The organism is Sphingobium sp. TCM1 (genome assembly GCF_001650725.1).
Taxonomy (GTDB): domain Bacteria; phylum Pseudomonadota; class Alphaproteobacteria; order Sphingomonadales; family Sphingomonadaceae; genus Sphingobium.
The window spans coordinates 83,074-109,241 of record NZ_LXVX01000023.1; the positions used below are offsets into that span (position 1 = coordinate 83,074).

Annotated in this window: 24 protein-coding genes and 1 pseudogene; 8 read left to right on the plus strand and 17 right to left on the minus strand. The window is 64.2% G+C overall.

All coding sequences use genetic code 11. From position 1 onward, the window contains the following. Positions 1-2 precede the first annotated feature (2 nt). The 4 genes from A7Q26_RS16020 to A7Q26_RS16035 all read right to left on the minus strand — a co-directional run bounded on the left by A7Q26_RS16020 (position 3) and on the right by A7Q26_RS16035 (position 5,456). Positions 3-737, minus strand: coding sequence for a PepSY domain-containing protein (locus A7Q26_RS16020; RefSeq protein WP_004213137.1), 735 nt, complete (start codon positions 735-737; stop codon positions 3-5). Beyond that, positions 734-1,438: a PepSY domain-containing protein gene (locus A7Q26_RS16025; RefSeq protein ID WP_004213138.1), complete on the minus strand. Its 705-nt coding sequence runs from the start codon at positions 1,436-1,438 to the stop codon at positions 734-736. The genes A7Q26_RS16020 and A7Q26_RS16025 overlap by 4 nt, the downstream gene beginning before the upstream one ends. 10 nt (positions 1,439-1,448) lie before the next feature. Further along, a complete protein-coding gene (locus A7Q26_RS16030) occupies positions 1,449-4,151 on the minus strand; it encodes a TonB-dependent receptor domain-containing protein (protein ID WP_004213139.1) in 2,703 nt (900 codons plus the stop codon). 738 nt (positions 4,152-4,889) lie between these two features. Next, positions 4,890-5,456, minus strand: a complete 567-nt coding sequence (locus tag A7Q26_RS16035) for a TetR family transcriptional regulator (RefSeq protein ID WP_015449258.1) — start codon at positions 5,454-5,456, stop codon at positions 4,890-4,892. A 69-nt stretch (positions 5,457-5,525) separates the two neighbouring features. Between A7Q26_RS16035 and A7Q26_RS16040 the strand changes: the two genes are divergently transcribed. Next, entirely contained in the window at positions 5,526-6,356 is an 831-nt protein-coding gene (locus tag A7Q26_RS16040; protein ID WP_037479754.1) for an SDR family oxidoreductase, read from the plus strand. A 610-nt stretch (positions 6,357-6,966) separates the two neighbouring features. Beyond that, a pseudogene (locus A7Q26_RS26345) lies at positions 6,967-7,269 on the plus strand (CorA family divalent cation transporter); the annotation flags it as partial. A 62-nt stretch (positions 7,270-7,331) separates the two neighbouring features. Here the strand turns inward: A7Q26_RS26345 and A7Q26_RS16050 are convergent. The 9 genes from A7Q26_RS16050 to A7Q26_RS16090 form a co-directional block, all read right to left on the minus strand. Then, entirely contained in the window at positions 7,332-7,739 is a 408-nt protein-coding gene (locus tag A7Q26_RS16050; protein WP_007683354.1) for a response regulator, read from the minus strand. A gap of 81 nt (positions 7,740-7,820) precedes the next feature. After that, positions 7,821-8,444: a response regulator transcription factor gene (locus tag A7Q26_RS16055; RefSeq protein WP_007683357.1), complete on the minus strand. Its 624-nt coding sequence runs from the start codon at positions 8,442-8,444 to the stop codon at positions 7,821-7,823. After that, on the minus strand, positions 8,434-9,969 hold the full coding sequence (locus A7Q26_RS16060; protein WP_066861571.1) for a PAS domain-containing sensor histidine kinase: 1,536 nt from the start codon (positions 9,967-9,969) through the stop codon (positions 8,434-8,436). The genes A7Q26_RS16055 and A7Q26_RS16060 overlap by 11 nt, the downstream gene beginning before the upstream one ends. A 59-nt stretch (positions 9,970-10,028) precedes the next feature. Continuing rightward, positions 10,029-10,502 carry a DUF305 domain-containing protein gene (locus A7Q26_RS16065; RefSeq protein WP_004212732.1) on the minus strand — a complete coding sequence of 158 codons (474 nt, stop codon included), beginning with the start codon at positions 10,500-10,502 and terminating at the stop codon, positions 10,029-10,031. A gap of 90 nt (positions 10,503-10,592) precedes the next feature. Next, on the minus strand, positions 10,593-11,741 hold the full coding sequence (locus A7Q26_RS16070) for a copper resistance protein B (protein WP_020820521.1): 1,149 nt from the start codon (positions 11,739-11,741) through the stop codon (positions 10,593-10,595). Next, positions 11,741-13,666 (minus strand): copper resistance system multicopper oxidase, encoded by a 1,926-nt coding sequence (locus tag A7Q26_RS16075; protein WP_007683365.1) that lies wholly within the window; start codon positions 13,664-13,666, stop codon positions 11,741-11,743. Before A7Q26_RS16075 ends, A7Q26_RS16070 begins: the two co-directional genes overlap by 1 nt. 66 nt (positions 13,667-13,732) lie before the next feature. Next, positions 13,733-14,299: an RNA polymerase sigma factor gene (locus A7Q26_RS16080; protein WP_007683367.1), complete on the minus strand. Its 567-nt coding sequence runs from the start codon at positions 14,297-14,299 to the stop codon at positions 13,733-13,735. Continuing rightward, entirely contained in the window at positions 14,296-14,736 is a 441-nt protein-coding gene (locus tag A7Q26_RS16085; RefSeq protein ID WP_007683368.1) for a periplasmic heavy metal sensor, read from the minus strand. Before A7Q26_RS16085 ends, A7Q26_RS16080 begins: the two co-directional genes overlap by 4 nt. After that, on the minus strand, positions 14,736-15,008 hold the full coding sequence (locus A7Q26_RS16090) for a hypothetical protein (RefSeq protein WP_004212738.1): 273 nt from the start codon (positions 15,006-15,008) through the stop codon (positions 14,736-14,738). The genes A7Q26_RS16085 and A7Q26_RS16090 overlap by 1 nt, the downstream gene beginning before the upstream one ends. A gap of 133 nt (positions 15,009-15,141) precedes the next feature. On the opposite strand from A7Q26_RS16090, the gene copC reads away from it, so the two are divergent. From copC to cueR, 4 genes are all read left to right on the plus strand, one after another. Beyond that, positions 15,142-15,519, plus strand: a complete 378-nt coding sequence (gene copC / locus A7Q26_RS16095; RefSeq protein ID WP_007683372.1) for a copper homeostasis periplasmic binding protein CopC — start codon at positions 15,142-15,144, stop codon at positions 15,517-15,519. A gap of 4 nt (positions 15,520-15,523) precedes the next feature. Next, positions 15,524-16,468, plus strand: a complete 945-nt coding sequence (copD, locus tag A7Q26_RS16100) for a copper homeostasis membrane protein CopD (protein ID WP_020820523.1) — start codon at positions 15,524-15,526, stop codon at positions 16,466-16,468. A 395-nt stretch (positions 16,469-16,863) separates the two neighbouring features. Beyond that, on the plus strand, positions 16,864-19,221 hold the full coding sequence (locus tag A7Q26_RS16105) for a heavy metal translocating P-type ATPase (RefSeq protein WP_066861573.1): 2,358 nt from the start codon (positions 16,864-16,866) through the stop codon (positions 19,219-19,221). After that, positions 19,218-19,616, plus strand: coding sequence for a Cu(I)-responsive transcriptional regulator (cueR, locus tag A7Q26_RS16110; protein WP_004212744.1), 399 nt, complete (start codon positions 19,218-19,220; stop codon positions 19,614-19,616). The genes A7Q26_RS16105 and cueR overlap by 4 nt, the downstream gene beginning before the upstream one ends. 26 nt (positions 19,617-19,642) lie before the next feature. Here cueR and A7Q26_RS16115 read toward each other — a convergent pair whose 3' ends face one another. The 4 genes from A7Q26_RS16115 to A7Q26_RS16130 form a co-directional block, all read right to left on the minus strand. Then, the gene (locus A7Q26_RS16115; protein ID WP_004212746.1) at positions 19,643-20,278 is read right to left on the minus strand and encodes a response regulator transcription factor; all 636 of its coding nucleotides are present in this window, start codon (positions 20,276-20,278) and stop codon (positions 19,643-19,645) included. A 562-nt stretch (positions 20,279-20,840) separates the two neighbouring features. Next, positions 20,841-21,749: a ribose-phosphate pyrophosphokinase gene (locus tag A7Q26_RS16120; RefSeq protein WP_004212748.1), complete on the minus strand. Its 909-nt coding sequence runs from the start codon at positions 21,747-21,749 to the stop codon at positions 20,841-20,843. Continuing rightward, positions 21,746-23,284, minus strand: a complete 1,539-nt coding sequence (locus tag A7Q26_RS16125) for a thymidine phosphorylase family protein (RefSeq protein WP_066861575.1) — start codon at positions 23,282-23,284, stop codon at positions 21,746-21,748. The genes A7Q26_RS16120 and A7Q26_RS16125 overlap by 4 nt, the downstream gene beginning before the upstream one ends. Beyond that, positions 23,281-24,729, minus strand: coding sequence for an MBL fold metallo-hydrolase RNA specificity domain-containing protein (locus tag A7Q26_RS16130; RefSeq protein ID WP_198162961.1), 1,449 nt, complete (start codon positions 24,727-24,729; stop codon positions 23,281-23,283). Before A7Q26_RS16130 ends, A7Q26_RS16125 begins: the two co-directional genes overlap by 4 nt. Before the next feature lie 252 nt (positions 24,730-24,981). Between A7Q26_RS16130 and A7Q26_RS16135 the strand changes: the two genes are divergently transcribed. Next, positions 24,982-25,245, plus strand: coding sequence for a DUF2933 domain-containing protein (locus tag A7Q26_RS16135; RefSeq protein ID WP_066861581.1), 264 nt, complete (start codon positions 24,982-24,984; stop codon positions 25,243-25,245). After that, the gene (locus A7Q26_RS16140; RefSeq protein WP_084439164.1) at positions 25,242-25,964 is read left to right on the plus strand and encodes a tyrosine-type recombinase/integrase; all 723 of its coding nucleotides are present in this window, start codon (positions 25,242-25,244) and stop codon (positions 25,962-25,964) included. The genes A7Q26_RS16135 and A7Q26_RS16140 overlap by 4 nt, the downstream gene beginning before the upstream one ends. Positions 25,965-26,168 lie beyond the last annotated feature (204 nt).

Below are 26,168 nucleotides of genomic sequence, written 5' to 3' on the forward strand. Positions count from 1 at the left end.
GATCAGCCCGCGCCCAACTTGACGGCCGATTTGCGCCTGCGCCGCAACCATCGCACGTCGGCGCGACTGAAGCTCTTAAACAGCAGGTAGAAGCCCGTCCCCGACAGCCACAAAGTACCGAACGCAACGAAGACGATCAGCGGGTGATTGAAGCTGGTGCGGTTCACATAGTCCATATTGTGGAGCATCCAGAAGAAATCCCAGGTGCGCCATGTGTCGCCGCGCATGACCAGGAATCGGCCGGTGTCGGCGGAGATGTAGGCGCTGCTGTTCTCTGCGTCCGCGAAATCCAGTCGCCACATGGTGCCTTCGTGCTCGCGCGCTTCCACATTCGGTTCGGCGAGCAACGTTGCCTTGCGGATCGGTGCTTCATTCACCATCGTCGCGACGTCGCGCGCGACCTGCTCGTCGACCCGAACCGGGGCGCCGCTCGTCGCGTCGATTAGCCGCGTGCCCGTGGTGGATCGAAGCTCGTAGACGGGGCGTGTGGCAAGGGACCGCAAGGCGATGCCGAGCACGGGACCATCAAGAGCGAGCTTTGCCGGCGCAATATAGTCACCGGCAGGTAGGGCGTGCTGATGGCTGGCCTGCGCACTGTGTCCGCCGACCTTCTCCTGATCGAGCAAGGCCATCATCGAGCCGCTCAGAGCCCAAAGGAGAAACTGCACGCCCAGGATCAGGCCGACCCATTTGTGGATGCGCCGAAAAAAGAGCGGGGTGAACCGGATTTTCTTCATGCCTTCTTCTTCCTGCGCCGCGGGAACGACCAAAGCAGCAGCCAAGCCCCGGCCAGCGCCATGGCAAGGGCACTCCAGGTCGCCACGCGCAGCAGCGGATTGTTGACGTCGGAGCGATCGTCATAGTCCATGATGTGCAGCATCCACGCGAAATCGAACACGCGCCACAGCGCATGGCGGCGCGAGATCAGCTCGCCGGTCTGCGGAGAGAGATACAGGGTTGGCCGGTTCCAGGCATCGAATTCGACCTGCCAATAGGGAGGCTTGCGCGCCTGCATTTCCAGTGGCGCCGTCGTCAGCAGCCGGGCTGCGACGATGTCCCCGGTGCCGCTGTAGATGCGCCGAGCGGCGGCGCGGATTTGTGCCTCGCTCAAATCGGGGATGGGCTGTCCCGAACCTGCATCGAAGAGTCTTGGACCACCCGGGGTTTGCGCGCGCCAGACGGGCTGATCCATGAACCGTTGCAGGCGGATCTCGGACGCGTCGGGAGCCGATTGAACAATCCGCGCCGGCGGGACGAAGCTCGCAAGGTCGATGGGGGCGACGACCGGTGGGCGGACCAGATCGTCGCCATGGATGATGTCGATATGGACGGCCACCATATAGAAGCCGGTCAGCGTCCAGAGCAGAACCTGGACGCCGACGATCAGGGCCAGCCACTTGTGCGTCCGGCGGATGACCAAAGGCCAGCGAATTGCCATGTGCTGCCCTTCAGAACGCGGTTCGGAAGCCGGCGTAGAAGCGCCGTCCGAGTAGATCATAGGTCATCGTGTCGGTGTTGGCATCGGTGAAGCTCTGGATATAGGGCGCCTTGCGGTCGAACAGATTATCGGCCCCGATCTGGAAACGTGTCTTCTCGTCGATCGCGAAGGCAAGCTGAAGATTGTGGTAGAAGACGTTCGGCGTGCGGTAGCCGATGTCGCCGGCCGATGCGTTGAAGTCGGTCGCCTTGCCGATCCATTGTGTCGACCAGGTCGCGCTGATGCCGTCCTTTTCCGCCGTCAGCACGCCATAACCACGCCATTTCGGATAGCCGCCATTGCCGCCCCCGATAAACCCGTCGAAATAGATCGGCGCGCCGCCGGGGAAGGGGTTTACGACATATTTGTTGAGATAGGTCATGTTGAGATCCAAGGAGATCTTCACCTCGCCCACCGCACCACTGTACACCAGACCCAGATCGAGACCATTCATCTCCTCGCGGCCGGTGTTGATGGGCTGGGCGGAGAGGTAAGTGACCTCGCCGGTCAGCGCGCTGCGCGTAAAGTCGCTGCAGAACGGGTGCGACAGGTTCTGGCTCGCATAGCAGACTGCGAGCTTGGTCGAGCCGGGAATGGCCCGGATCGCGTCCTTGATCTTGATGTCGAACCAGTCTGCCGTCAGCGACAACCCTGGGATGATGCCGCGCGGCGATATCACCGTACCAACGGTCCAGGTCGTGGAGCTTTCGGGCCGAAGGCTCTGGTTACCGCCCACTGTGGTGAGGATCGTGGTGCCGAGCTGCGTATAGTTGGCCGGCACACCGGACGCCTGACAATTGGCGATCAAGGTCACGTTGCCGCTGGAGGTGTAGCGCGAGCAGGGATCGGTCGTGGTCAGATTGCCTTCCGAGACGCCGCCGAAAAGCTCCGGCACGTTGGGAATGCGAAAGCCCGTCCCATAAGTGCCGCGCAGACGGATGCTGTCATTGACTACCCAGTCGGCACTGAGCTTGTAATTCCAGTCGCTCCCGAAGAGATTATAGTTTGAGTAGCGGACTGCGCCATCGAGCGTGAGCGCCTTGGCGAAAGCTGTGTTGGCAAGCACCGGCACCGATAGCTCGAGATAGGCTTCCTTGGCGGTGCTCGAGCCCGAAATAGGATCCTGCTGATTGACGTTCGCCACGCCGAGCACCGTCAACGGGTCGGGATCGCGCCAGCCTTTTTCGCGCCGATAGACCACGCCGGTGGCGAAGGACACCGCGCCGGCTGGAAGGGAGAAGAGATCGCCGTTGAGGTCAGCCGTGACCGTGCCGAGTTCGTTGCCTCCGCGATCGCGCGAGGTGAACAGAATATAATCCAGAACCTGAGGTGTCAGGTCTCCGAACCCAAGATAGTCACCGCAGGGGATGGCCGCGCCCGCCGTGCTGGAGCATTTGCTCCTGTCGAGCGTGTTCGCGACGCGCTCGAGATTGGCGATGTTGGTCGAGCCGTCGACGGCCGTGTTACGCCCGAAGCTGCCCGCGACTTCCCAGGCCCAGTCGTTCGCCAGCTTGCCGCGCAGCCCGAAGGTGCCTTGCCAGGTATCGGTCTCCTGGAAGAAGTGGCGCGCGCCGGGTTCGGCGAGGCGGCGCTGGGCCAGGACCAGGTTCTGGCCGGTCGGATTGGTCGGATTGCTGGCTGGTATCGAGAGATTGCGCAGCGTGCCGGGTGTCGCGATCTGATTCGACTTGCGGAACGTATAGAGGAACTCGCCGAACGCCTGGATACCGTCGGTCAGCGCATAGTCCGCGAAGAAGGCCGTGCTGACGCGCTCGACTGGGCTGACCGCATTGAGAAACGGGTTCGAGTTGAAGTTGTGCTTGGCGGGACTGTAAGGCTCGTAGAAGTTCCCGTTCCCTCCGGGTACCTGGTTGAAGTTGATCTGTTGGCCGTTGGGCAGCACCGCGCGTCCGCCGATCGTCGAGGCGCTGTTGACGCAGCTCAGCGAGCCCGGCGTCGTTTCAGCGAGCGAGCAGGGCGCACGCGAGGCCATGTTGACGGCGCTGGTCTTCTGGTAGGTGACTGCTGCCATGAACCCGCCACGATCGTTGCGAATGCCCCAAAGTAGGTCCGCGGTGAGATCGGAGCCGTCGCCGCGCTCGGTAATGCCTTGTCGGACGCTGAGACCCAGGCCTTCATAATCGGTGCGCGTGACAAGGTTGACCACGCCGGCCATGGCATCGGCCCCGTAGATAGCGGACGCGCCATCCTTGAGGACATCGGTGCGTGCCAGCGCCACGACCGGGATCATGTTGAGATCGGGTGAGGAATTGGCGCCGGTGCCGCCCGCGACGAGGCGTCGGCCGTTGAGGAGCACGAGTGTGCGCTTGATGCCGAGGCCGCGCAGATTGACCTGAGCAGTGCCATAACCGTTGTTGGTCCAGTAGGCCGATGTCTGGTTGCCCGCGAAGCCGGCATTGGCCGGCAAACGCTGCAAGGCGGTTTCGATATTGACGATGCCGGTATTTTGGATCTGCTCGGCGGTGACCACGGTGGCCGGTCCAACCCCGGCCAGATCCTGCCGACGGATTCGTGAGCCGGTAACGACGATGTCGCTGTCATCCCCCAGGACTTGTGCTTTTGGCTGCGGTGTCGGATCGGCCTGAGCGAGAGCCGGCGCGGCGTAGCCCGCGACGATGGCGGCGCTGCCGAGCAGGGCCATCCTGATGGTCATGTGCAATCCCCCTGACGTTTTAGAACAGCCACAGACAACATCAGTTGTATATACAGGTCAACAGTATTTTTCCTGTTTTTCCAATACCTTATTCTCGTGAAATTTAGATATAGATATAGCTATAATACGCACGCCAGACGTCGAACCCTCATGACTGAAGAGATATTTTTGCGAGCGCTCATTTGCAAAGCTGCTGAGATAGGAGATAGAATATCATATCGTAATACAGCCTCGCACGCTTCGATTTGATGATCGGGACATTTGGCCGGCAAGAATGCGAAGCGGCATGATCACATGTTATTGGTGTCGGCGTGATATACCTAGGTATAGCGCTAGAGATGCTCCGGGAACATTAGTCCTTTGCTGAGCTTGCACGCGCCAGGGAAAGTAATACCGATGCGGACCGCATTTGATCCTCGTTTCCTGGATGTGTCGCGCCTTCTTCCGGATTGAGCCGCAGGTTCGCCTTTTGAGGCAGATGAAACGACTCCTGACGAAACGTCGTGCGACGAGTCCGGCGACCTGAGATCGTCGCGCAGCCACTGGGTCACTTGGCGATGATCCAATCCGGTTCGGCAGTGGCGGCGCAGTCCTCGAACGTCGATCGCATCCGCGGAGCCGACGGGCCGGCTTGTGCATGAGCCGCCCTGATTTTGCCGCTGGGCAGTACGGCAGGTTGCGAAAAATGCTTGCTGTGTCCCGGTCGGCGCGCGGGCGTGCAGCTCGCGCCTCGCACGATCACACGCGCAGCAGTCGCCCCACCGCCCGCATGATCGTCGCCCGGCGCGCCGCGTGCTCGGCAGCGTCGCGTGCAGCTCCGGTCATGCACCAGAGCTGGGTGAGGGCGGCGACAAGCCGGACGACATCCAGGGGCGTGAAGTCGGCGACGATCCGCCCCTCGGCCTGCGCCGCTGCGATCCCGTCCAGCTTCTCCCCGAGAAGGACCTCGCCGGCCGGGAGCATCAGAACATCCTGGCCACGCTCCAAATGATGCCAGGTCAGCAGCCTCCACAGGCGCGGGCGTTCGACCAGCAAGTCATAGGTGCGCCCCGCATAACCCTCAAGATCATTGGGATCGAAGCGATCGGCCTGCGCCGCGTCCATCACTTCCTGCGTCAGCGCGGCATCGAAGAGCGCCTCCTTGTCCCCGAAATAGGTGTAGAGCATCGGCTTGCTGATACCCGCCGCCTGCGCAATCCGGTCGATCCGCGCGCCCGCCAGCCCATGGGACGCGAACTCCTCGGTCGCTGCAGCCAGGAGCGTCTCGCGGCTCTGTGCGGCATTCCGCCGGGTTCGTTGCTTCATCACACCTCCAAGCATTGACGCATTCCAGGTTTCAAGTTACCTACCAGTTGGTAATATATGGAGTAACATATGTCCAATCACTGGTTTCTCACGGGCGCGTCCAGCGGTATCGGCCGCCATCTGGCCGAACTGATCCTGGCCGCTGGCGACGACCTTACCGCGACGGCCCGCAAGCCCGAAAGCCTCGATGATCTCGCGGCGAAATATCCGAGCCAGCTGCGCGTCGAAGCGCTCGACGTCACGGTCAAGGACGATATTGCTGCGGTCGTGGCCCGGGCGCAGGCGCGTCGACCCGTCGATATTCTGGTCAACAACGCCGGCGGCGGCGTGATCGGCGCCACCGAAGAGATGTCGGACGCCGAGGTCGAAGGCCAGATCGCGCTCAATCTCATGGCGCCCATCCACATCACCCGCGCCTTTGTCCCCGCCATGCGGCTGCGCGGGAGCGGCCGGATCATCCAGATCTCCAGCGCTAGTGGTCAGGGCTCGCTTCCGACGAGCAGTCTCTATCATGTGGCCAAATGGGGCCTGGAGGGCTTCAGCGAATGCCTCCGCCAGGAGCTTGAACCCTTCAACCTGTTCGTGACACTGATCGAGCCGGGCGGGGCGCGCACCAGCTTCAGCCACAATCTGCAATTCGCCAGCGAGATCGCCGCGTATCGCGATACGCCCGCCGGCCATATCCGCAAGATGTTCGAGACCGCCGGAAACGAGCTCTACACGCTCGACCCGCAAAAGATCGCGCAAGCGATCGTTGATGTCGCAACCAGCGACCATCCGCCGCTGCGCGTGACTCTGGGGGGTGACGCTTTCGGCGTTGTCCAGGCGGCGCTGCAATCGCGGCTCGCCTTTCTGCAGTCCCAGGAAGCGCTCGCGCGCTCGGTCGCTTTCGACAGTTGAGCTTTTCCGTCTTCCAGCTTTCGTCTCCGCGCGGTGCGACGCGCCTCACCGGGGCCCGGCAACCCTGTCGTCAGCGCCGTTATCCGATACTTAGGTATAGTCATCCGACACGATTGCAGAGGCGCCACACGGGCAATCGCTTGGTACCATCGCAAGAGAGGAAAACCCTCGCGGTCGCCAATCAAGGGTGCGCAGACCTTCGCAGTCGCGTGCCCTTGATGTGGCAGCGCGCCGCCCAGCCACGCGCGTCATGAACGGGAGCGGCCTTCTGCGAAACCCAACGCTCCGCCGCATTTTCTATAAGCTCTCGCTCGAATTGCTGCGCGCCGCCTTCTTCTTCCTGCGATTGGGCTTGAAGAATGACGAGTGTTTGTGCGCGCGTCTCAATAGGCGAGGCACACGGCTTCCGGTCGCCGCCGCCGTTCTTTGTCACAATGGCAAACGGCTACGGCCGGCGACCCTGATCGATCCGGCGTGCGAGCACGTCGGCAAGGATGACTTCGTGTGGATCAAAATGTCCCAGCCCAGCGAAACAGAACTTGCCGACATCGCCGGGAATTACGGCCTTCATCCGCTTGCCATGGAAGGTGCCGACAACGGCCACCAGATTTCGAAGCTCGACGATCACATGCTCAGGGTTGAGAGCGCCATCACCGGCATCCGCGACATCCTGATCTCGGTGTTCGAGGCGAGTCACCTGCTCGAACAGCAGCGCCAAGGTGCGATCACCCGTTAGCTTGCCGCCCGGGATGCGATCCTCGCGGTGCCTACCGCGATTGCCGGAATCTACGGCATGAATTTCGAGAATATGCCCGAACTGAAGACGCAATGGGGATATTTCGTCATCCTCGGCGTCATCGCTGCGGTCTGCATTGGGCTCTACATCCGGTTCAAACGTAGCCACTGGCTTTGACGGCGCAGATTGGCTTTCCACATCGCGCCGGGCTGAGGCTGCCGGGGGCCGGCCGCCATAACTCAATGCTTTCGCAGAACCTCGGCGCGGTGCCGGTCCAACGCATCGAGCAAAGCCCTGCCGATCAAAGGCTTTGCGAGAACGTGATCGAAGCCCGCCTCGGCGGCCCGCCAGGCCAGCAGCGTGTCGTGAAAGCCTGAGATCATGATGGCGCGTCCCGACCATCCGATCTCGCGAAGGTGACGCAGCATCGCGAATCCGTCGATGTCGGGCATGCGATAGTCGAGGATGACGCAGTCTGCCTCCTTCGCGCGGGGGTCGGCCAACAGCGCGTGGCCGGTCGTATATCCCCACACGGCATAGCCGCGCGATCTCAGCAGCAGCTGGAGGCCACGCCGCACGCCGGGATCGTCGTCGGAGACGAGGATGGTGTATCTGCCATCATGCTGAGTGGAACGGACCGATGGCATTGCGAGAAGCGGACACCCGTGTGACGATTGCACCATCGATCGCATATCGCGCCTCGTCCCGTCGCTACGTAGAGGTCGCAGTCACTTCGGCTTGCGGCCCATGCCCGCGGCAAAGGCGATCCGCAGGGCTTCGGACAAATTGCGGACCTCGAGCTTGGCCATCAGGCTCGCGCGATGGACCTCGACCGTTCGCGATGAACAGCCCAGGTCATAGGCGATCGTCTTATTGGGCAGGCCGTTCGCCAGCCCTTCCAGCACTTCACGCTCCCGGGGCGTCAGTGCAGCGACCCGCACGCCGGCTTCAGAGGTTTCCAGAGTGCGAAAGTCGACATCGTCGAGACGCGCGAACGCGCGGCTGACGGCGCCGAGCAGGGCGGCTTTCTCGAAGGGCTTCTCGAGAAAGTCGACCGCGCCGCCTTTCATGGCCTGCACCGCAACCGACACGTCGCCATGGCCGGTCAGGACGATGACCGGCATATTGACCCCGCGTGCTGCCATGGCGGCCTGAACCTCGAGACCGTCCATCTCGGGCATGCGCACGTCGAGGATGACGCAGCCGACGGCCGCCGACTTCGCCTCCTTGAGAAACTCCACGCCCGAGGCATAGGTCACGACGTCGTAGCCCGCGGTCTTGAGCGCAAAGCTCGCCGCCTTGCGGATGCTCTCCTCGTCGTCGACCAGATGGATGACGCGTCTATCCCCCATGTTCCTCCTCCGCCCGCGCATGGATCAAGGTAAAATGAAAGCGCGCGCCGCCGCGGACGGGGCGCTCCATCCAGATACGGCCCCCATGCGCTTCGATGATGGTCCGGCAGATCGAAAGGCCGAGGCCCATGCCGTCGGCCTTTGTCGACTTGAACGCCGTGAAGAGCTGCTCCCGGACCTCGTCGGCGATGCCGGGGCCGGTATCCGCCACGGTCACCTCGATCAGCCCGTCAGGGCGCAACCTGGTCGCCACCTTGAGGTCGCGAACCGGACACGCCGCCATCGCCTCGATGGCATTGCGCATCAGGTTGACCAGCACCTGCTGGATCTGCACCCTGTCGACGAGGACCGGCGTCGCGGCGGGATCGACTGCAAAGAAGCTGCGGATGCCGCGCTCGCGGGCGTCGACCAGCGCGAGCTGGCTCGCCTCGGCGATGACCCGCGGCAGCTCGTGGAGGCTCTTGTCGACCTCGCCGCGGGCGACGAAATCGCGCAGGCGCCGGACGATATGGCCGGCCCGCAGCGTTTCCTGTGCCGCATCATCCATCACCGACCGTAGCGACACGAAGGGTTCGTCGTCCCGCTCGTCGAGCATGTCGCGGATCGTCTCGAGATAGAGCGCGACCGCGGCAAGCGGCTGGTTGAGCTCATGCGCGAGGGTCGAGGCCATCGTGCCCATCGCGCTCAGCCGGGAGACATGGACCAGCTCTGCCTGCAGTTCCTTGAGCCTGAGCTCATCCTGCTCCTTGGCGGTGAGATCCCGGATGAAGCCGGTGAACAACCGCTGCCCGTCTTCACCGGCCTCGCCAACCGACAGCTGCATCGGGAAGGTCGAGCCGTCGCGGCGCTGGCCGACCACGACGCGGCCGAGGCCGATGATCCGGCGCTCGCCGGTCTGGAGATAATGCGCGATATATTCGTCGTGCCGGTCGCGATCGGGCTGGGGCATCAGGCAGGAGACGTTGCGGCCGACGAGCTCGGTTTCCGAATAGCCGAACAGGCGTTGGGCGGCCGCGCTGAACGACGTGATGGCGCCGGTCTCGTCGATGATGATCATCGCATCGGGGACGGTCGCCAGGATCGACTGGAGATGCTGCTCGCGGGTCTCGATTGACGCCCGGACCGCCGCCTCGTCGGTGACATCGCGACTGATGCAGGCAAAGCCTCGATGTGCGTCGCCTTCGAACAGGGCGCTGATCGTCAGGCGCGCGAGATATTCCGCGCCGTTCTCGCAGACCCGCCACGCTTCGCGCTCCAGCGTGCCTTCGTGAAGGGCGGCCGCCAGGTCTGCGCACGGGCGGCCGGCCGCAATCTCGTCGGGCGGGTAGAACAGGTCATGGGGCTGTCCCAGGACGCGATCGAGGGGCCAGCATTCGGCACGCTCGCCTTCTTCATTATAGCTCAGCACGATCCCGGCAGGATCGAGCAGCGTCAGGACGTGGCCGCCAGCCTGTCGCAGGAACAGCGGCGCAAGCCGCGCTACGTCGCTGGCAATCTCGTCCGGCCCGCGCCTCGTGTCGACCATCGTCCCGGCTCACGGGCCTGGCCGGGCGCACGGATCCGGGCGTAGCCCGACCGTGCCACTCAGCGCCGCGCGAGTATGGCCTTCATCTCGTCGATTTCCTGCCGCTGCGAGCGCTTGATCGCTTCGCAAAGCCGGATGACTTCCGGATCGCTGAGCTTTGCTTCCTGGCACATCAGGATCGCCCCGGAATGATGCGGGATCATCGAGCGCAGAAAGGCCGTGTCGCCGATCGTGGTCTGGGTGCGGATGAGCGCAAAGCTGCCGAAGAAGGCGACCAGCGACGCGGCGATCAGCGCGATGTTGGCGGCTTTCGACGCGAACATGTGCCGCATGGCGACGATCATCAGCACCACCATCGGCGCGACCATCATCAGCGTCATGTAGAGCATGTTGAGGTTGTTGTAGAAGCTGTCGAGCCCGTCGATCATGACGAACATCACCAGATACATGATGACGCCGCTGATGACGGTCTGAACGGCAAGGCTCCAATAGGCGCCCATCTTCCGGGTGTTCATGTGGGACGAATGGTCCATGGCGTATCTCCTTCGCTCGGCGCCGGCCGACCTTGGTATGAGTGTAACGCCCCGCTCTCCTGTTCGCCCCCGCCATCAGCCGTCCTGATGCTAAAACCAGAAGCGAACGCCGGCGACGAAGCTGGTCGCATGGACGTCCTCGCCGGCAAGCCTCGACAGCCGCGCCGTGTCGCCGGCTTTGCGCAGATAAGAGACGCCGATATAGGGTGCGAACTGGCGGCTGAACTCATAGCGCAGGCGCGCGCCGAGCTCTATGTTGACCAGCCCCGAACCGATGTCGTTCTCCGGAATATCCTGCGCGGCGAAATTGACCTCGGCGCGCGGCTGCAAGATCAGGCGCTGGGTAATGCGCTGGTCGTAATAGCCCTCGACCCGGCCCAGAACATCGCCCTTGGTCGAGAGGAACAGCGCGCCTTCGACTTCGAACATGCCGGGAGCCAGGCCCTCGACGCCGACCGTCGCGTAAGTGCGGTCGGGCCCGCGGCCGAAGTCCTGGCGGATACCGCCCTGAAGATTGAAATAGGGGTCGATGGCCCGGCTATAGAGCACCTGCACCTCCGCGCTGTCGATGCCGCGGCCGAACTCGCCTTCGCCCTCGCTCTTGAGCCAGAGCCGGTTGATATCGCCGCCGTAAAAGCCTTCGCCATCCCAGCGATAGCCATCGCGACCGCTATGCGCTTGATACTCGAACAGGTTGAGCAGCACCTGCCCGAAATTGTTGCCGCCGCTGTCCTTCATCATGATGTCGCGTGAGCGCGCCATCTCGGCGCCGGGAAAATCACGATCGGCGAAGTGGTCGCTGGGGGGAGGCGGCGGGGGCGCATTGCCGGCCGGAAGCGCCGTGCCGGTCATTTGCATGCCGGGCATGGCGGTCTGGCCATGCTGCGAATGGTCCATCCCGGGCATGTCCGGCATCGCGCCGTCCTGATGCTGGGAGTGGTCCATGCCCGGCATGTCCGGCATCGCGGGAGACGCGGGTTGCGGCTGACCGGCCGCATCTCCCTGCGGCGCAGGACTGGCCTGGTGCTGCGAATGGTCCATCGCCGAGGTGGCGTCTGGCGCTGGTGTCTGAGCGCGCGGCCTGGCGGCGGCCTTGTCCTTCTTCTTCTCCTGCGCCGGCGGCACCTCGCCCGGCGGCGCCATGCCGGGCATGCCGTGCATTGAATGATCCTGGGCAAAGGCGGGCGCGGCAGCGAAAAGGGCGATCGCGCTCACCAGCGGCGTGAGGATGCGGGTCATTACGCGTCTCCCTTCGGACGGACGCTCACGACCCGCATCATCCCGGCATGCATGTGGTAGAGGAGATGACAGTGGAAGGCCCAGTCGCCGACCGCGTCGGCGGTGAAGTCCCAGGTCACCTTGCCGCCGGGCTGGACGATTACCGTATGCTTGCGTGGCGCATGATCGCCATGCCCCGTCACCAGCTCGAAAAAATGCCCGTGAATATGGATCGGATGCCCCATCATCGTGTCGTTGATGAGATTGACGCGCACCCGCTCGCCTTCGATGAAGGGGATCGGCTCGTGATGGTCCGACATTTTTTCGCCGTCGAACGACCACATGAACCGCTCCATGTTGCCGGTGAGGTGAATGTCGATGCTGCGGCTCGGCGCGCGCACGTCCGGATTGCGATCGAGCGCCATCAGGTCCCTGTAGACAAGCACCTTGTGGCCGACGTCGGCGAGGCCCTGGCCGGGCTCGCCGGTGCGGTCGACGGGCATCGGCGAGATGGTCTGGACGCTCGGGTCGCGCTTCACCTGCGGCGCGTTCGAGAAGTCTCGCATCTTCATCGACCCCATCGCGTGCCCGCCATGGTCCATGCCCGCCATCTGGCCATCGGCGCCCATCGCGCCGTGGTCCATCCCGCTCATCGCGGAATGATCCATCCCCGAATGATCCATGCCTGCCATGGCGCTATTGTCCATGGTCGCCATCGCTGCCGCCGCGCCGGTCGCGAGGCGCGCGGACGCGTTCTTCTCGGCCGTCGGATCGACGCCCCGCATAGCGCCGCCCGACATGTCCATGCCTTCCATGCCCGGCATCGAGGACATGTCCATGCCCATGTCCTTCATGTCGGCGAGCGGCCGTTTGCGTAAGGGGGGAACCTCGCCGGCCATGCCGGCGCGCGGCGCGAGCGTGGCACGCGCCATGCCCGAGCGGTCGATCGCCTCGCCGACAAGGGTGTAGGCCTTGTCATCGCCTGGGCTGACAACGACGTCGTAGGTCTCGGCAACACCAACCTGGAACTCGTCGACGGTGACCGGCACCACATTCTGCCCGTCGGCCTGGACGATGGTCAGCGGCAGGCCGGGGATGCGGACGTTGAAGGTGGTCATCGCCGACGCATTGATGACCCGCAGCCGCACCCGTTCGCCCGGGGTGAAGAGCGCGGTCCAGTTGTCCATCGGACCATGGCCGTTGACGAGATAGGTGTAGGTGGATCCGGTCACATCGGAGATGTCGGCCGGGTCCATCCGCATCTGGCCCCAGTCGAGCCGGTCCTTGAGCGGCTGATCCTTGCCCGACAGGAGCCCGGCCAGGGTCTGGCGCTGGAAATTGAAATGGCCGGGGTTGACCTTGAGGCGCCGGAAGATCGCCTGCGGCGAGAGCGCGCTGTGATCGGCGAGCACGATGACATGCTCGCGGTCATAGGCGACCGGATCGGCACCGGCGGGATCGATGATGATCGGGCCGTAATGGCCTTCCTGTTCCTGCAGGCCTGAATGGCTGTGGTACCAGTAGGTGCCGCTTTGCACGACGGAGAACTGGTAGAGGTAGTTCGAGCCCGGCTTGATGCCCGGAAAAGACACGCCCGGCACACCGTCCATATTGGCCGGCAGGATCAGCCCGTGCCAGTGGATCGAGCTGTCCTCCTCCAGCTGATTGATGACGTTGAGCCGCACGCGCTGGCCCTCGCGCAGCCGGATCAGCGGGGCGGGGACCGTGCCGTTGAGGCCGATTGCCCGGAACTTGCGCCCGTCGATGGTCATCGACTGCCGGGCGATGGTGAGCGTAATGTCTTCGCCCGACACGGTCGGCAGCGTCGGTCGCATCCCCGGCGAGATCGTCTGCGCCCAGGCCGGCAGCCAGGCTGACAATGCTGCGCCGCCGCCGGCGAGGGCCGCGCCGCGGAGGAACTGGCGGCGGTCGAGAGCAGAAATCATTCGGTTGTCTCAGCTTTAAGAAAGAGGGCGTACCTATTGGGAATACGCAGCATGGCCTCATCCCCCTCAAACTTTCTTTAATATTTCCGAAAGGCGTGCCCTAGCTCGATAGAGGCGCGTTTCGACCGCCTTCTGGCTGATCCCGAGAATTTCGGCGGTTTCAGCTTCCGATTTCTCGTCGATCGTACGCAAAATAAGCGTGTCCTTGAGGGAAGACGGCAGGGCAGCAATCGCTTTCATTGCTTGCGCGAGCTGCTGTTCGGCCCCGATCGCCTGATCGGGCAGCGGTGCGTCGTCGGCGACGCCGTCCGCCTCGCCGAGCGGTAGGGCTAGGGCAAAGAAATTTCGAACCGCTCGCCGACGCCGCCAGTCATGGCATTTGTTGATGACAATCCGGGACATCCAGACCTGGAAGGGTCGGGTTACGTCATAGCGGTTGAGTGCGGCAAAGGCCGCGACGAAGCTCGCCTGGGTGACATCCAATGCCTCATCCATAGATCCGACATGGCTGCGCACGAGCCGGTGAACCCAACCTTGATGCCGGCGGACCAGCTCGCCATAGGCCGCTTGCCGGCCTCCAAGCGCCAGAGCCGCGAGCTCCCCGTCCGAGCAGTCGGGGAGGCACGCGGTCATTCGGATTTGGCCGTCAGCGCTTTCACCACGGCGTCGTCGAATTTGTCCGTCTGATCCGGGCGCAGCACGGCCCGCATCGCGAAGATATGCTCAAGTGTTTCTTTCTGCAGCGCGCCCATGGCCTGGTGCGAGCGATCCACCGCAGTTGCGACTTGCGGGCCATAGCCATGCTCCGCTTCGATCGCTTCCGCGAGACGCGCATTGTCGGCGCGCAATTCGGCCTCCAGCGCTTGACGCCGGATCGCGTAGTTCTTCTCGATTGTCTCGAGTCGGCTGTGTTGCGCTGAATTCAGCTTCAGATCGCGATGGAGCAGCTCGTGCAGCTCATTTTCGACCGGGCGCACTGGAACCACATAGACGCGGCCAATGACAACGCCAGCGATCGCCGCGGCGAAGGTCACCAGGACGAGGAGCAGGAGCCGGCGGCGGTCGCGCATCACTGCGAGCTCAGCAGCGTCGAGGGCGCAAGCGCGAGCCGAGCATCGAAGGGCGATAGCGGTTTGGCATCAGCAGACCGTGTCGGAACTGCCGAGCCGGCAATTCCGATGAACAGCGCGGTTGCGGCCGCGATGCCGAACGTCATAGCGCCAAGGCTTGGTATGGCCCGGATGCGCGCTATTTCCGCCATGACCCGGCTTTCCAGGCCGCCGAGCCTGGGATCGAGAGGCGCATCGCGCAACCGCGAGAGCAGGTGGTCAAGTTCATCCATGGTGCTTCTCCGTCTTCATCCTTCAATACGCACGATGGTCCAGGAACCCTTGCTGTAGATTGAAAAGAATAATTGCGAGGGGTGGGGGCTCGGGCTGCGTATTGTCTCATGGGATCTACAGGAGAATGTTCCAATGCGTTTCTTTTCGCCTCTCGCAGTTATCGCCGCCGTCGGCCTGAGTGTTTCTGCTCCGGCCTACGCGCATCCCAAGCTTGTGTCCTCGACGCCCGCCGCGAACGCCAGCGTCTCGGCGCCTTCGCGTATCACGCTCACCTTCAGTGAAGGTCTGATGCCGAAGCTGTCGGGCGCCGAGATCGTGATGACCGGCATGCCCGGCATGCCCAACCACCGCATGGCGGTAACCGGCTTCAAGACGTCCGTCGAAGGCGACAAGACGCTCGTGCTGACGCTCGCCAAGCCGCTCATGGCGGGCAGCTATCAGGTCGCCTGGCACGTCGTCTCGACCGACACGCACCGCATCCAGGGCAATCTCGCCTTTACCGTCAAGTGACGCCATGAACGACGTGGCACTCGTCGCCGTCCGCTGGGCGCTCTACGTCGATCTCGGCCTGTTGTTCGGCCTGCCGCTGTTCGCGCTCTATGCGCCCGGCGGCGGCCGGATGGTACAGCGGCATCTGCCGATGGTAGCAATGGTGGCCGGTCTCGCCTGTCTCGCCCTCCTGCTGTCGGCGCTGGGGTTCGCGTTGCAGGCAGCGGCCATGACCGGGCTGCCGCTCACCCAGCCTGATCTTTCCATGGTCGCAGAGCTGTTCAACGGCACGTCCATGGGAACGGCGCTGAAGGCGCGCCTCGTCGCGCTCCTCGTTCTTCTGCTCTCCATCCCCTTCTATCGCCGGCAATCCCGTCCTGCCTTCATCGCCTCCACTCTGGCAGGCGCGGTCGCACTCGCGACCCTCGCCTGGAGCGGGCATGGCGCGGCCGGCGAAGGCGAGGCGGGCTGGCTGCAACTGGGGGCCGATCTCATCCATCTGCTCGCCGCGGGCGCCTGGGTCGGCGCGCTTGCCGCATTCCTTGCGCTGGTTCTTACCAGGCTCGCAACCGATGATCTCGCCACTGAAGACATGGACCGGGTCATGCTCGCCGAGGAAGCGCTGCGGGGCTTCTCCCTCGTCGGCACGATCATCGTCGCCCTGCTGATCCTGACCGGGACGGTGAACGGCTGGTTCCTGGTCGGCCCGGGCAACATCGCGTCTCTCGGGCAGTCGACCTACGGCCTGCTGCTCATCGCCAAGCTGCTGCTCTTCGCCGGCATGCTGGGCCTGGCCGCGCTCAACCGTTATCGCCTGACCCCGGCACTTGCGCAGGCGATCGAGGAAGAGGACGCGCCACGGGCGCAGGCGCTGCTGCGCGCGAGCCTCGTCGTCGAAGGCGGTCTTGCGATCGTCATTCTCGGGCTGGTCGCCTGGCTGGGGACACTGTCGCCACCCATGTCGATGTAGTTTATCGTTTCGAACGCCTCGCGTTGGGAGAAGCCAATGCAATCGTACACCCCGCCGCGCGGGACTGGATCGACGAAAGACTATGATCGCGCGATCCGCCTGTGGGCGCGGGAGAAGCGGTGGCGTGCCGCCATGCTTGCCATGCTGCGCCCGGATTGGCGCCTGGTAATCGCCGATTATGGCCGCCAGCACGGGTCTCATGCGGCTCGCCTTCCGCCTGACCGTGCAGCGGGCTCGATGGCATCGACGATACCCAGCCCAATGCCGACGGCGTGCTCCCCGGCCTGATGGCGGCCAAGCGAACGGGCCCGCCGATTTGGCCACTTAGGCGATTACGTATTGACCCTGACACGGTGTCAGACCCTAGATCGTCAGGCGTCGAAAGGAGCGAGGCGATGAACGAGACACATGGAGCGGCGCATGGCGGCGGTTGCTGCGGCGGCCACGGCACCGCTAAAGCGGCGACCGGCGTCAAGGACCCGGTCTGCGGCATGACCGTCGACCCGGCGACCACGGCGCATCACGCCGAGCATAGCGGTGAAAGCTATCATTTCTGCAGCGCGGGCTGCCGGACCAAATTCATCGCCGATCCCGAGCGCTATCTCGGCCCGCCGACGCCGCCGGTCGCGGCGCCCGAAGGCACGATCTGGACCTGCCCGATGCATCCCGAGATCCGCCAGGACCATCCCGGGTCCTGTCCGATCTGCGGCATGGCGCTCGAACCCGCGACCGTGACCGCCGACAGCGGCCCCAGCCACGAGCTAGTCGATTTCACGCGGCGCTTCTGGGTCGGCCTCGTGCTGGCTCTCCCGGTGCTGTTCCTCGAGATGGGCGCGCATGTCTTTCCCGCGATCCATCGCCTCGTGCCGATGTCTATCTCGGTATGGATCCAGTTCGTGCTGGCGACACCCGTCGTGCTGTGGGCGGGCTGGCCGTTCTTCGAGCGTGGCTGGGCCTCGCTCAAGACCCGCAACTTCAACATGTTCACCCTGATCGCGATGGGGACCGGGGTCGCCTGGATCTACAGCGTCATCGCGACGCTCGCGCCTCAGCTGTTCCCGCCGGCCTTCCGCGGCGAGGACGGCATGGTTGCCGTCTATTTCGAGGCGGCCGCGGTGATCACCGTCCTCGTGCTGCTCGGCCAGATGCTCGAACTGCGCGCGCGGGAACGCACCTCGGGCGCGATCAAGGCGCTGCTCAACCTTGCACCAAAGACCGCGCGCCGGATCGGTTCTGATGGGAACGAAGAGGAAATCAGCCTTGATCTGGTTGCGGTGGGCGACCGCCTGCGGGTGCGGCCGGGCGAGAAGGTGCCGGTCGACGGCGTAGTCGAGGACGGCCGCTCCTCGCTCGACGAGTCGATGGTCACCGGCGAATCCATGCCCGTCACCAAGGCAAAGGCCGACACAGTGATCGGCGGCACGCTCAACCAGACCGGTGCGCTGGTGATCGTCGCCGACAAGGTCGGCCGCGATACCATGCTCGCACGCATCGTCCAGATGGTCGCTGAGGCGCAGCGCTCGCGCGCGCCGATCCAGCGCATGGCCGATCAGGTGTCGGGCTGGTTTGTGCCCGTGGTCATCGCGGTCGCGGCCGTCGCGTTCATCGCCTGGGGCATCTGGGGTCCCGAGCCGCGCTTCGCCTATGGGCTGGTGGCGGCGGTCGCCGTGCTGATCATCGCCTGTCCCTGCGCACTGGGGCTGGCAACGCCGATGTCGATCATGGTCGGGGTCGGCCGCGGCGCCGGGCTCGGTGTCCTCATCAAAAATGCCGAAGCACTCGAGCATATGGAGAAGGTCGACACTCTCGTCGTCGACAAGACAGGCACGCTGACCGAAGGCCGGCCTGCCGTCACCCAGGTCGTGCCGGCGCCCGGCTTCGACGAAGCCGAGCTGCTGCGTCTTGCCGCCTCGGTCGAGCGGGCGTCCGAGCATCCGCTCGCGTTGGCAATCGTCGAGGCCGCGAAGGATCGCGGCATCGTCACGAGCGACGTCATCGACTTCGACTCGCCGACCGGGCGCGGCGCGCTCGGCACGGTCGAAGGGCGGCGCATCGTCCTCGGCAATGCGCAGTTCCTTGCCGACAAAGGGGTTGCGACCGATGCGCTCGCCAGCCAGGCCGACGCGCTGCGCCGGGATGGCGCCACCGCGATCTTCATCGGGGTCGACGGCACAGTCGGCGGCGCCTTCGCGATCGCCGATCCGGTGAAGGCCACGACACCAGAAGCGCTCGCCGCGCTCAAGGCGGAGGGCATTCGCGTGGTCATGCTGACCGGCGACAACCGCACGACCGCGGAAGCGGTCGCCCGACGCCTGGGCATCGACGAGGTCGAAGCCGAGGTGCTGCCCGATCAGAAGAGCGCCGTGGTCGCCAGGTTCAAGCGCGAGGGGCGGGTCGTCGCCATGGCCGGCGACGGTGTCAACGACGCCCCCGCGTTGGCCGCCGCCGACGTCGGCATCGCCATGGGTTCCGGCACCGACGTCGCGATCGAGAGCGCTGGCGTCACGCTGCTCAAGGGCGACCTGACTGGCATCGTCCGGGCGCGGCGGCTCAGCCAAGCGACCATGTCGAACATCCGCCAGAATCTCGTCTTCGCCTTCATCTACAATGTCGCGGGCGTGCCCGTAGCGGCGGGTGCGCTCTATCCGCTGTTCGGTATTCTGCTCTCGCCCATTATCGCGGCGGCGGCGATGGCGCTCTCTTCGGTGAGCGTGGTCACCAACGCGCTGCGCCTCAACCGGAAAGCACTGTGAACATCGGCGAGACGTCACGGCAGAGCGGCGTCTCTGAGCGGATGATCCGCCATTATGAAAAGATCGGCCTCATCCCGGCGCCGGCGCGTCGGGGTGCTGGCTATCGTGACTATGGCGAGCGCGACCTCCATCGCCTCCGGTTTATCGCCAATGCCCGCGATCTCGGCTTCCCGATCGAGGAGATCCGCACGTTGCTCAGCCTTTGGGCCAATACCGGCCGTGCCAGCGCGGAGGTGAAGCGGCTTGCCCTTGCCCGCGCCGATGAGTTTCAGCGCAAAGCCGAGGCGTTGACGGCGCTGCGCGACACGCTAATCGACCTGGCCGAGCGCTGCCAAGGCGACGAGCGGCCGGATTGTCCGATCATCGCCGAACTGGCCGCGGCCCGATCCGCATAGCATCCGGCATCGCACGGCCGAGAATTTTAGGGGTGCCCGTTTTCGGTCGATTCGTGCAGGTCGACGGCGAAAGCGATCCGCAACAGGTCGGGCAGGCTTTGCGCGTTGAGTTTGATCATCAGACTGGCCCGATGCAGCTCGACCGTGTGCGACGTGACGCCGAGTTCATCTGCGATAAGGCTATTTGGATAGCCTCGCGAAATTCCTCTCAGAACGGCCCGTTCGCGCTGCGTCAGTCTCGCGGCTTTCGAAAGAGCGTCGGCCTGTTCGGAGGCACGACGGGCTATACTCTCAAGCCAGCTGAAGCCGCGGTCGATCGCGCCGAGCAATGCGGCCTTCTCGACCGGTTTGGCGAGAAAGTCGGCAGCGCCCGCCTTCATCGCCTGTACGGCGAGCGTAGGATCGCCATTGCCCGTCAGCACCACGACGGGCATGTCGATACCGCGTCGCGTCAGCTCCGCCTGAACCTGCAGGCCGTCCATGTCGGGCATGTGCATGTCGAGAACCACGCAGCCTTTCTCGGCGTCCTCTGCGCTCAACAGAAACTCCGGCCCCGAAGCGTAGGCTTCTACGGCAAACCCTGCGGTCCGCAACGTGAAACTTAGTGCTTTTCGTATTGTCTCTTCGTCATCGACGATATGCACGACGCGCTTGTTCCCCATAGCCCCCGAGATCGATCAATACGCAGTGCCGCGAGGGCAGCGCTTCAAGGGATACTTCTCTGCACGTTGGACTATGGTCCCAGGTCAAGAGTAAAAATTTGGCGAGGCAAAACGGCGAAGGACAGCGAAACTGTGAGGGTTCGGCTACTCCGCTCACACCAATGCCGCGGTCGCTGCGGCTCATTGCCGGGTCTCTGCTCCGGACGATGCATGCGAGTTGCCCGCGCCGCCCTCGGCGCGATCGAGCCATCGCTACGCTTCCATCACATCGTCGACCGGCAGCGGGTTACTGGCGCCCGGCGGGCGAGGGGGGCGGGTTGGCCCTTGACGGCTGCGCGATCGGACGCCCAGGATAGCAGGGTGGCGCGCTTTACTTCGGGCTCAAGCTTCAGGTGCCCAGCAACGTCGAGGGGATCGATGAACGAGCGTGTGTGCGACACGACATATCCTCCTTCCCTGCCGCGATTTTCTCCGAAAGGGAGATCTCAGGAGATTGGTTCGGACTCGTTTAGGGTCAATGGATGAGGACGCGCACAGCGTTTGCCGGGCGTTCATTTCCGTCTTAGAACTGACGCGCAGCACGCCATTCAATCCGGTGGCGAACGGCCTCCGCGATCGCTGGCATGACGTCTATATCATTCGACGCATGTGCAACCGCGTTCGTGCTGACGATCCTTTCGACAAGCCCACCCAGAACCTGCGCTGCATCGCCGGCAAAAAGCGGATGCACGACCACGCAATCCGGTCGCGCGAACCCCATGCCGACCAGTTGGCGCGCCGCCTCGGTGAGGGTCCGACCGGATGAGGCGATATCGTCGACCAGCACCGGCTGGCGATCGAGAAACGCTGGGGCATTCGGAATCGAGATGGTGACGTGACGGTCGCCGGATCGGATTTTCTCGCACACGAGAAACGGAGCATCGGCATCGGCCGCCACCTGCGAGACCCACTGTTCGCTTTCCAGGTCCGGACCGATGATCAGCGGGCGAGCGACATTGCGCTTGATCCACGAGGCCAAAAACGGCGCGGCATGAACAACCTGGGTTGGGATGCGGTAGATTTCCGACAATTCATGGTAGCGATGGAGATGCGGATCGACCGTCACCAGCCAGTCGAGATGGCGAGACAGGATCGCAGCAAAGGTTCGCGACGTCACCGCCTCGCCGGCATGGAAGCGTATGTCCTGGCGCATGTAAGCGAGGTAAGGGGCGACGAGCCCGATCCTGCGAGCGCCAAGATCGCGCGCGGTGTCGGCTGCGAACAGCAGCGGCAACAGCTTGGCGTCCGGATGATCGAGACTGGACAGCAGGATGACCTCGCGGTCGCTGACGTCGTTTCCGACCCTGAGATAGGTTTCCCCGTCAGGAAACTGACGATGCTCGATCGTGCCGACCTCTGCATCGAGCGCGGCGGATAGCGGCTGTGCCAGGGCCTCGCTGCCAGGCAGCGCGAACAGGACGGGACGGTTCATAGCGCTTCAATCCCGAAGATCGGCCCGTCGCTCACGGCATAGGCCGCCGCATAGTCGAGCTCGCCCGGGCTCTCGGCATGAATGCTACACAAGGGAGCCCCGGCATCCACCATCTGGTTCAGCCGACACTGCAGTGCGACGCCAGCGGCCTTGGCCACCGGCGCGCCGGCGAGCTTCGCGACCGTCGCGAGCTTGCGATTGTCGATACTCACCAGGCGGCCGCTATAGGGAGCGATCATATCCTGCTGAAACCGGGCGACCGGTGGAGCCCGCATGCCGCCCTGCGCTTCGCAGATACGTTGGAACTTGGCCCAGGCCCCGCCGCTTTCGAGACACGCCCGCGCACGCGCATAGCCTTCGCCGGCCGGGGCCGCGTCAGCGAGCTCAAGCAGTCCTCCCGCCAGCTCGCAGGCCCGGTGGGCGAGATCCTCGGCGCCCGGCTGCCCCTGGAGGACGGCAAGGATATCCTGCGCCTCGAGCGCCGGGCCGATGCCCCGTCCGATCGGCTCCGCGCCGGGGCCGCGCATCACGCGCGTGCGAAGCCCGAAGGCTTGGGCGACCGAGCTCAGCGCGCGCTCGAGCGTATCGGCGGCATCGGTTCCGCGTACCTTGGCGGTCGGCCCGACCGGGATATCGATGACCAGATGGGTCGCACCGGCCGCGATTTTCTTGGACAGCACCGAGGCGACCATCTGCCCTACGGCATCGATATCGAGCACTCGTTCAACGCCGATGATCACATCGTCGGCCGGGCTGAGATTGACGGCGCCGCCCCAGGCGATGCAGCCGCCTTCGCGCTCGACCACCTTGCGGATGGCGGAAACGTCGAGGTCGACAGGTGCAAGCACCTCCATCGTGTCCGCCGTGCCGGCCGGCGAGGTGATCGCCCGCGACGATGTCTTGGGCATGATCAGGCCCTCCGCGGCCATGATCGAGACGATGATCGGCGTGGTGCGATTGCCCGGCAATCCACCGACGCTATGCTTGTCGACGATGACCGCTCCGGACCACTGCAATCGCTCGCCGACATCGACCATCGCCCTGGTCAGGCTGATCGTTTCGTCCGTATCGAGCGGGACCGCTGAGCATGCCGTGATGAACGCCGAGAGATGGACATCGCTATAGCGTCGCTCGGCGATGTCGGTCATGATCCCTGAAAAAGCCCCTTCACTGAGACGATTGCCATAGATGCGCCGACGCACTTCGGCGAGCGAGGCGAGAGGCTGGGCGTGCGCGATCTCGACCGGATCGCCCTCGCTGACGCCGAGCCGCCGCCATGCGGATTCGGACAGGCCGATCTCGCCGGGCGCTGGAGCCTCCGCGGAACTGTGCAGCAGCGAGACGACGATTTCCCGCCCGCCGGCGTGCAGCGCGACCTGCGCGCGCGACGCGAGACCTTCCGAGCGGCAGACGGGACAGTCTTGGCGCATGACCGCGATCAGATCACCTCCGGCAGCCGACAGGCCGAGGCGGTGTGCCCGCAGCGTCGTCGCGACAGGCTCTACTTCGGCGTCCTCGATGATCCCGGGCTTCACGCGAGCATGCCCCAGCTACCCAGCGCCGGTACGCTGCATGCCCAGCCCAGATCCTCCGAGACACGCTTCGCCAGGACCTGGGCGCCGGTCGGCTCGCCATGCGTGACATAGACATGGCGCGGGGGCTCTTGCAGCGACCCGAGCCAGCGCATGAGCTCGTCGCTGTCGGCATGCGCCGAAAGCATCGTCAGGTTGGCGACATCGGCTTCGACCGGGATATACTCGCCGTGGATCTTGATCGTCCGGGCGCCCCCGATCATGGCGGCGCCCCGGGTGCCCGCCGCCTGGAAGCCTGAGAAGAGGATGAGGTTCTTCCCATCCGGCGCGAAGCGCTTGAGATGGTGGAGCACGCGGCCGCCCGTTGCCATTCCACTGGCCGAGATGATGACCTTGGGAGCGGGGTTGGCGGTGAGTTCCTTGGATTCCTCCACTTCGCGCACATAGTGCGCGACGCTGCACGCCGCTTCGCACTCGGCGCGGGCCAGGCGATGCTCGTCCATGAAATCGCACATCAGCCCGCTCGCGTTGATCGCCATCGGGCTGTCGAGGAAGATCGGGATGTCGCGGAGGCGTCCCTGCGCGCGCAGACGCGAGAAATGATAGAGAAGCGACTGAACCCGTCCCACGGCGAAGGCCGGAATCACCACCGTCCCGCCTCTCTCGACGCATCGTTCGACATGATCTCCAAGCGTATTTGTCGGATCGACCTGCTCGTGGCGCCGATCGCCATAGGTCGATTCCACTAGGACATAGTCGGCGCGCGCGGGCGGCTCGGGATCCTTCATCACCGCATCGCCGTAACGGCCGATGTCGCCTGAGAAGAGGATTGTCCGCCCCTTCCAGTCGATCTCGATCGACGCCGCGCCGAGGATGTGGCCGGCGCGATGGTAGCGCACCCTGATGCCGTCCGTGACTGCATGCCACGCTCCGAACTCGATCGGGCGGAAGAGCTGCAATGCCAGACGCGCGTCGGCCTGGGTGTAGAGGGGCAGCGCCGGCTGGTGCCTGGAGAAGCCGTGCTGGTTGGCGAACTCCGCATCCTTTTCCTGCAGATGGCCGCTGTCGGGAAGAAGGAGCTCGCACAGGGCCGCGGTCGCCCGCGTGGCAAGGACGGTCCCGTCCCAGCCCAGGCGCGCCATGCGCGGTAGTGCGCCCGAGTGATCGAGATGGGCGTGGGTCAGCAGCACCTGGCCGACATCCGCGACTTCGGGTGGGATCGATGCCCAATTAAGGCGGCGCAGATCCCTGGGTCCCTGAAACAGGCCGGAATCGACCACGATCTGAGTTTCACCATCGTCCACCAGATAACGCGACCCTGTGACCGTTCCCGATGCGCCGAGAAAGGCAACGCCGAGACCATCGGCCGGGCGCTTGGCCAGATCGATCCTTGCTTCACGCTCGAAGATGGTCACGCGGGAATGGTGCCGTTTCTTTCTCTTTTGCATGGACGCGGGCCTGCCTCTCACGATTATGTTCGTGAGCGCAGCATTGGTTCGCGGACGCCGCACGCCTATACGCAAAATCCGCAGCACGACTGCTGCTCCCCGACAGCTGCGTCGCCCGAACGCCGATGGCCGATCCCATCGATCGCCTTACCCATGCCTGCGCGATGCCCGGGGGACTTCGGTCTCTACTTATACCTTGCTCCTTGGACTCGAGCCTATGCTGCCCGGACGTTGACCAGAAGAGGACGGCATATGGGCGAACATGACCATCGCATGCGCAAGCGCGGCAAGATCGTTCTGATCGGCTTCCTGCTCGTCGCTAGCTTCTTCCTCCTCAACGAGTATACCGCGCACTTCCTGGGTGTGCTGCCCTATCTCATCCTGCTCGCCTGCCCGCTCATGCACCTGTTCATGCACCGCGGCCATGGTGGGCATCAGCATGGCCATGAGCCCGGTCAGGCACCCGCCGGCTTACCGGCCAATCCCAACGGCCGCATCGAAGGAGAGTCGCGATGACGCACGCCGACTATGGCTATGGTCTGTGGGGGCTCGCGCTGGTTAACGCCGCCGTTTTCATCCTCTTTGCGTTCAGCTTCTTCAAGCCGGCAACTAAACGAGACTGGCGCAGTTTGGGGGCGTTCAGCGCTTTCATCATAGCGGCCATGTTGCGCATCGCTTACGATACAGCCGCGCGGCGCTCGGAACTGGTCGCGATCGATGTCGGGCATATCGAGGGGCCCGACAGCGACGGAGCCGGTTTGTTGCACATCCCTTCAAGCAAGACCGACCGAAAGCAAGCCGGAGCCGAGGCTTATCTTTCTCCCGCGACGATGGCGGCCATTGCCCGCTGGCGTGAAGCGGGCAGGGTGGACAAGGGTCCGCTGCTGCGCCGCGTGACGACGCACTTCGACGGCTCGATCGACAGCATCGGCACCGAGCGCCTGCACCCGAACAGCATCACACTCATTTACAGGCGGCTCATCCGTCGCGCCTGGGAGAAGGGCCTGCTCGGTGAAATGAGCGAAGCCGAACGCGACCGCTGGCTCAGCACGGTCTCGTCACATTCGATCCGGGTCGGGGTGGCCCAGGACAATTTTGCGGCAGGAGAAGGACTGCCAGCTATCATGCAGGCCTACCGGTGGCGCGATGCGCGTACCGTCTTGCGGTATGGCTCAAAGCTTGCCGCTAAAAGTGGGGCAAGCGCCAGATTGGCCAAGCGGTTCGCCGATCAGTAACCGGATCTGCCTGCCGCTGCTGCGCCCTTTGAATGCAGTCTATTGTGGCGCTCAATAACAGCGCATTGCACGCCATTGCGCTCTATTTTGGCGTCCGACATCTGCCTCGTCCACTTGCGGCGTGATGTTCGATTCGCCGTCGACGCGGTGACGGGTCTTTTGCCCAACGGCCCGCGATCATGCCAAGATTGCCATCGCTTCATG

What these genes read in the sequence shown, in the direction of transcription:
- A7Q26_RS16065 (WP_004212732.1), bottom strand. Translation starts at nt 10,502, where the DNA reads ATGGACCATTCGTCCCACATGAACACCCGGAAGATGGGCGCCTATTGG.
- A7Q26_RS16020 (WP_004213137.1), bottom strand. Translation starts at nt 737, where the DNA reads ATGAAGAAAATCCGGTTCACCCCGCTCTTTTTTCGGCGCATCCACAAA.
- A7Q26_RS16135 (WP_066861581.1), top strand. Translation starts at nt 24,982, where the DNA reads ATGGGCGAACATGACCATCGCATGCGCAAGCGCGGCAAGATCGTTCTG.
- A7Q26_RS16055 (WP_007683357.1), bottom strand. Translation starts at nt 8,444, where the DNA reads ATGGGGGATAGACGCGTCATCCATCTGGTCGACGACGAGGAGAGCATC.
- A7Q26_RS16035 (WP_015449258.1), bottom strand. Translation starts at nt 5,456, where the DNA reads ATGAAGCAACGAACCCGGCGGAATGCCGCACAGAGCCGCGAGACGCTC.
- copD (WP_020820523.1), top strand. Translation starts at nt 15,524, where the DNA reads ATGAACGACGTGGCACTCGTCGCCGTCCGCTGGGCGCTCTACGTCGAT.
- A7Q26_RS16040 (WP_037479754.1), top strand. Translation starts at nt 5,526, where the DNA reads ATGTCCAATCACTGGTTTCTCACGGGCGCGTCCAGCGGTATCGGCCGC.
- A7Q26_RS16025 (WP_004213138.1), bottom strand. Translation starts at nt 1,438, where the DNA reads ATGGCAATTCGCTGGCCTTTGGTCATCCGCCGGACGCACAAGTGGCTG.
- A7Q26_RS16085 (WP_007683368.1), bottom strand. Translation starts at nt 14,736, where the DNA reads ATGCGCGACCGCCGCCGGCTCCTGCTCCTCGTCCTGGTGACCTTCGCC.
- A7Q26_RS16050 (WP_007683354.1), bottom strand. Translation starts at nt 7,739, where the DNA reads ATGCCATCGGTCCGTTCCACTCAGCATGATGGCAGATACACCATCCTC.
- A7Q26_RS16105 (WP_066861573.1), top strand. Translation starts at nt 16,864, where the DNA reads ATGAACGAGACACATGGAGCGGCGCATGGCGGCGGTTGCTGCGGCGGC.
- A7Q26_RS16030 (WP_004213139.1), bottom strand. Translation starts at nt 4,151, where the DNA reads ATGACCATCAGGATGGCCCTGCTCGGCAGCGCCGCCATCGTCGCGGGC.
- A7Q26_RS16060 (WP_066861571.1), bottom strand. Translation starts at nt 9,969, where the DNA reads ATGGTCGACACGAGGCGCGGGCCGGACGAGATTGCCAGCGACGTAGCG.
- A7Q26_RS16130 (WP_198162961.1), bottom strand. Translation starts at nt 24,729, where the DNA reads ATGCAAAAGAGAAAGAAACGGCACCATTCCCGCGTGACCATCTTCGAG.
- A7Q26_RS16120 (WP_004212748.1), bottom strand. Translation starts at nt 21,749, where the DNA reads ATGAACCGTCCCGTCCTGTTCGCGCTGCCTGGCAGCGAGGCCCTGGCA.
- A7Q26_RS16140 (WP_084439164.1), top strand. Translation starts at nt 25,242, where the DNA reads ATGACGCACGCCGACTATGGCTATGGTCTGTGGGGGCTCGCGCTGGTT.
- copC (WP_007683372.1), top strand. Translation starts at nt 15,142, where the DNA reads ATGCGTTTCTTTTCGCCTCTCGCAGTTATCGCCGCCGTCGGCCTGAGT.
- A7Q26_RS16070 (WP_020820521.1), bottom strand. Translation starts at nt 11,741, where the DNA reads ATGACCCGCATCCTCACGCCGCTGGTGAGCGCGATCGCCCTTTTCGCT.
- A7Q26_RS16090 (WP_004212738.1), bottom strand. Translation starts at nt 15,008, where the DNA reads ATGGATGAACTTGACCACCTGCTCTCGCGGTTGCGCGATGCGCCTCTC.
- A7Q26_RS16075 (WP_007683365.1), bottom strand. Translation starts at nt 13,666, where the DNA reads ATGATTTCTGCTCTCGACCGCCGCCAGTTCCTCCGCGGCGCGGCCCTC.
- A7Q26_RS16080 (WP_007683367.1), bottom strand. Translation starts at nt 14,299, where the DNA reads ATGACCGCGTGCCTCCCCGACTGCTCGGACGGGGAGCTCGCGGCTCTG.
- A7Q26_RS16115 (WP_004212746.1), bottom strand. Translation starts at nt 20,278, where the DNA reads ATGGGGAACAAGCGCGTCGTGCATATCGTCGATGACGAAGAGACAATA.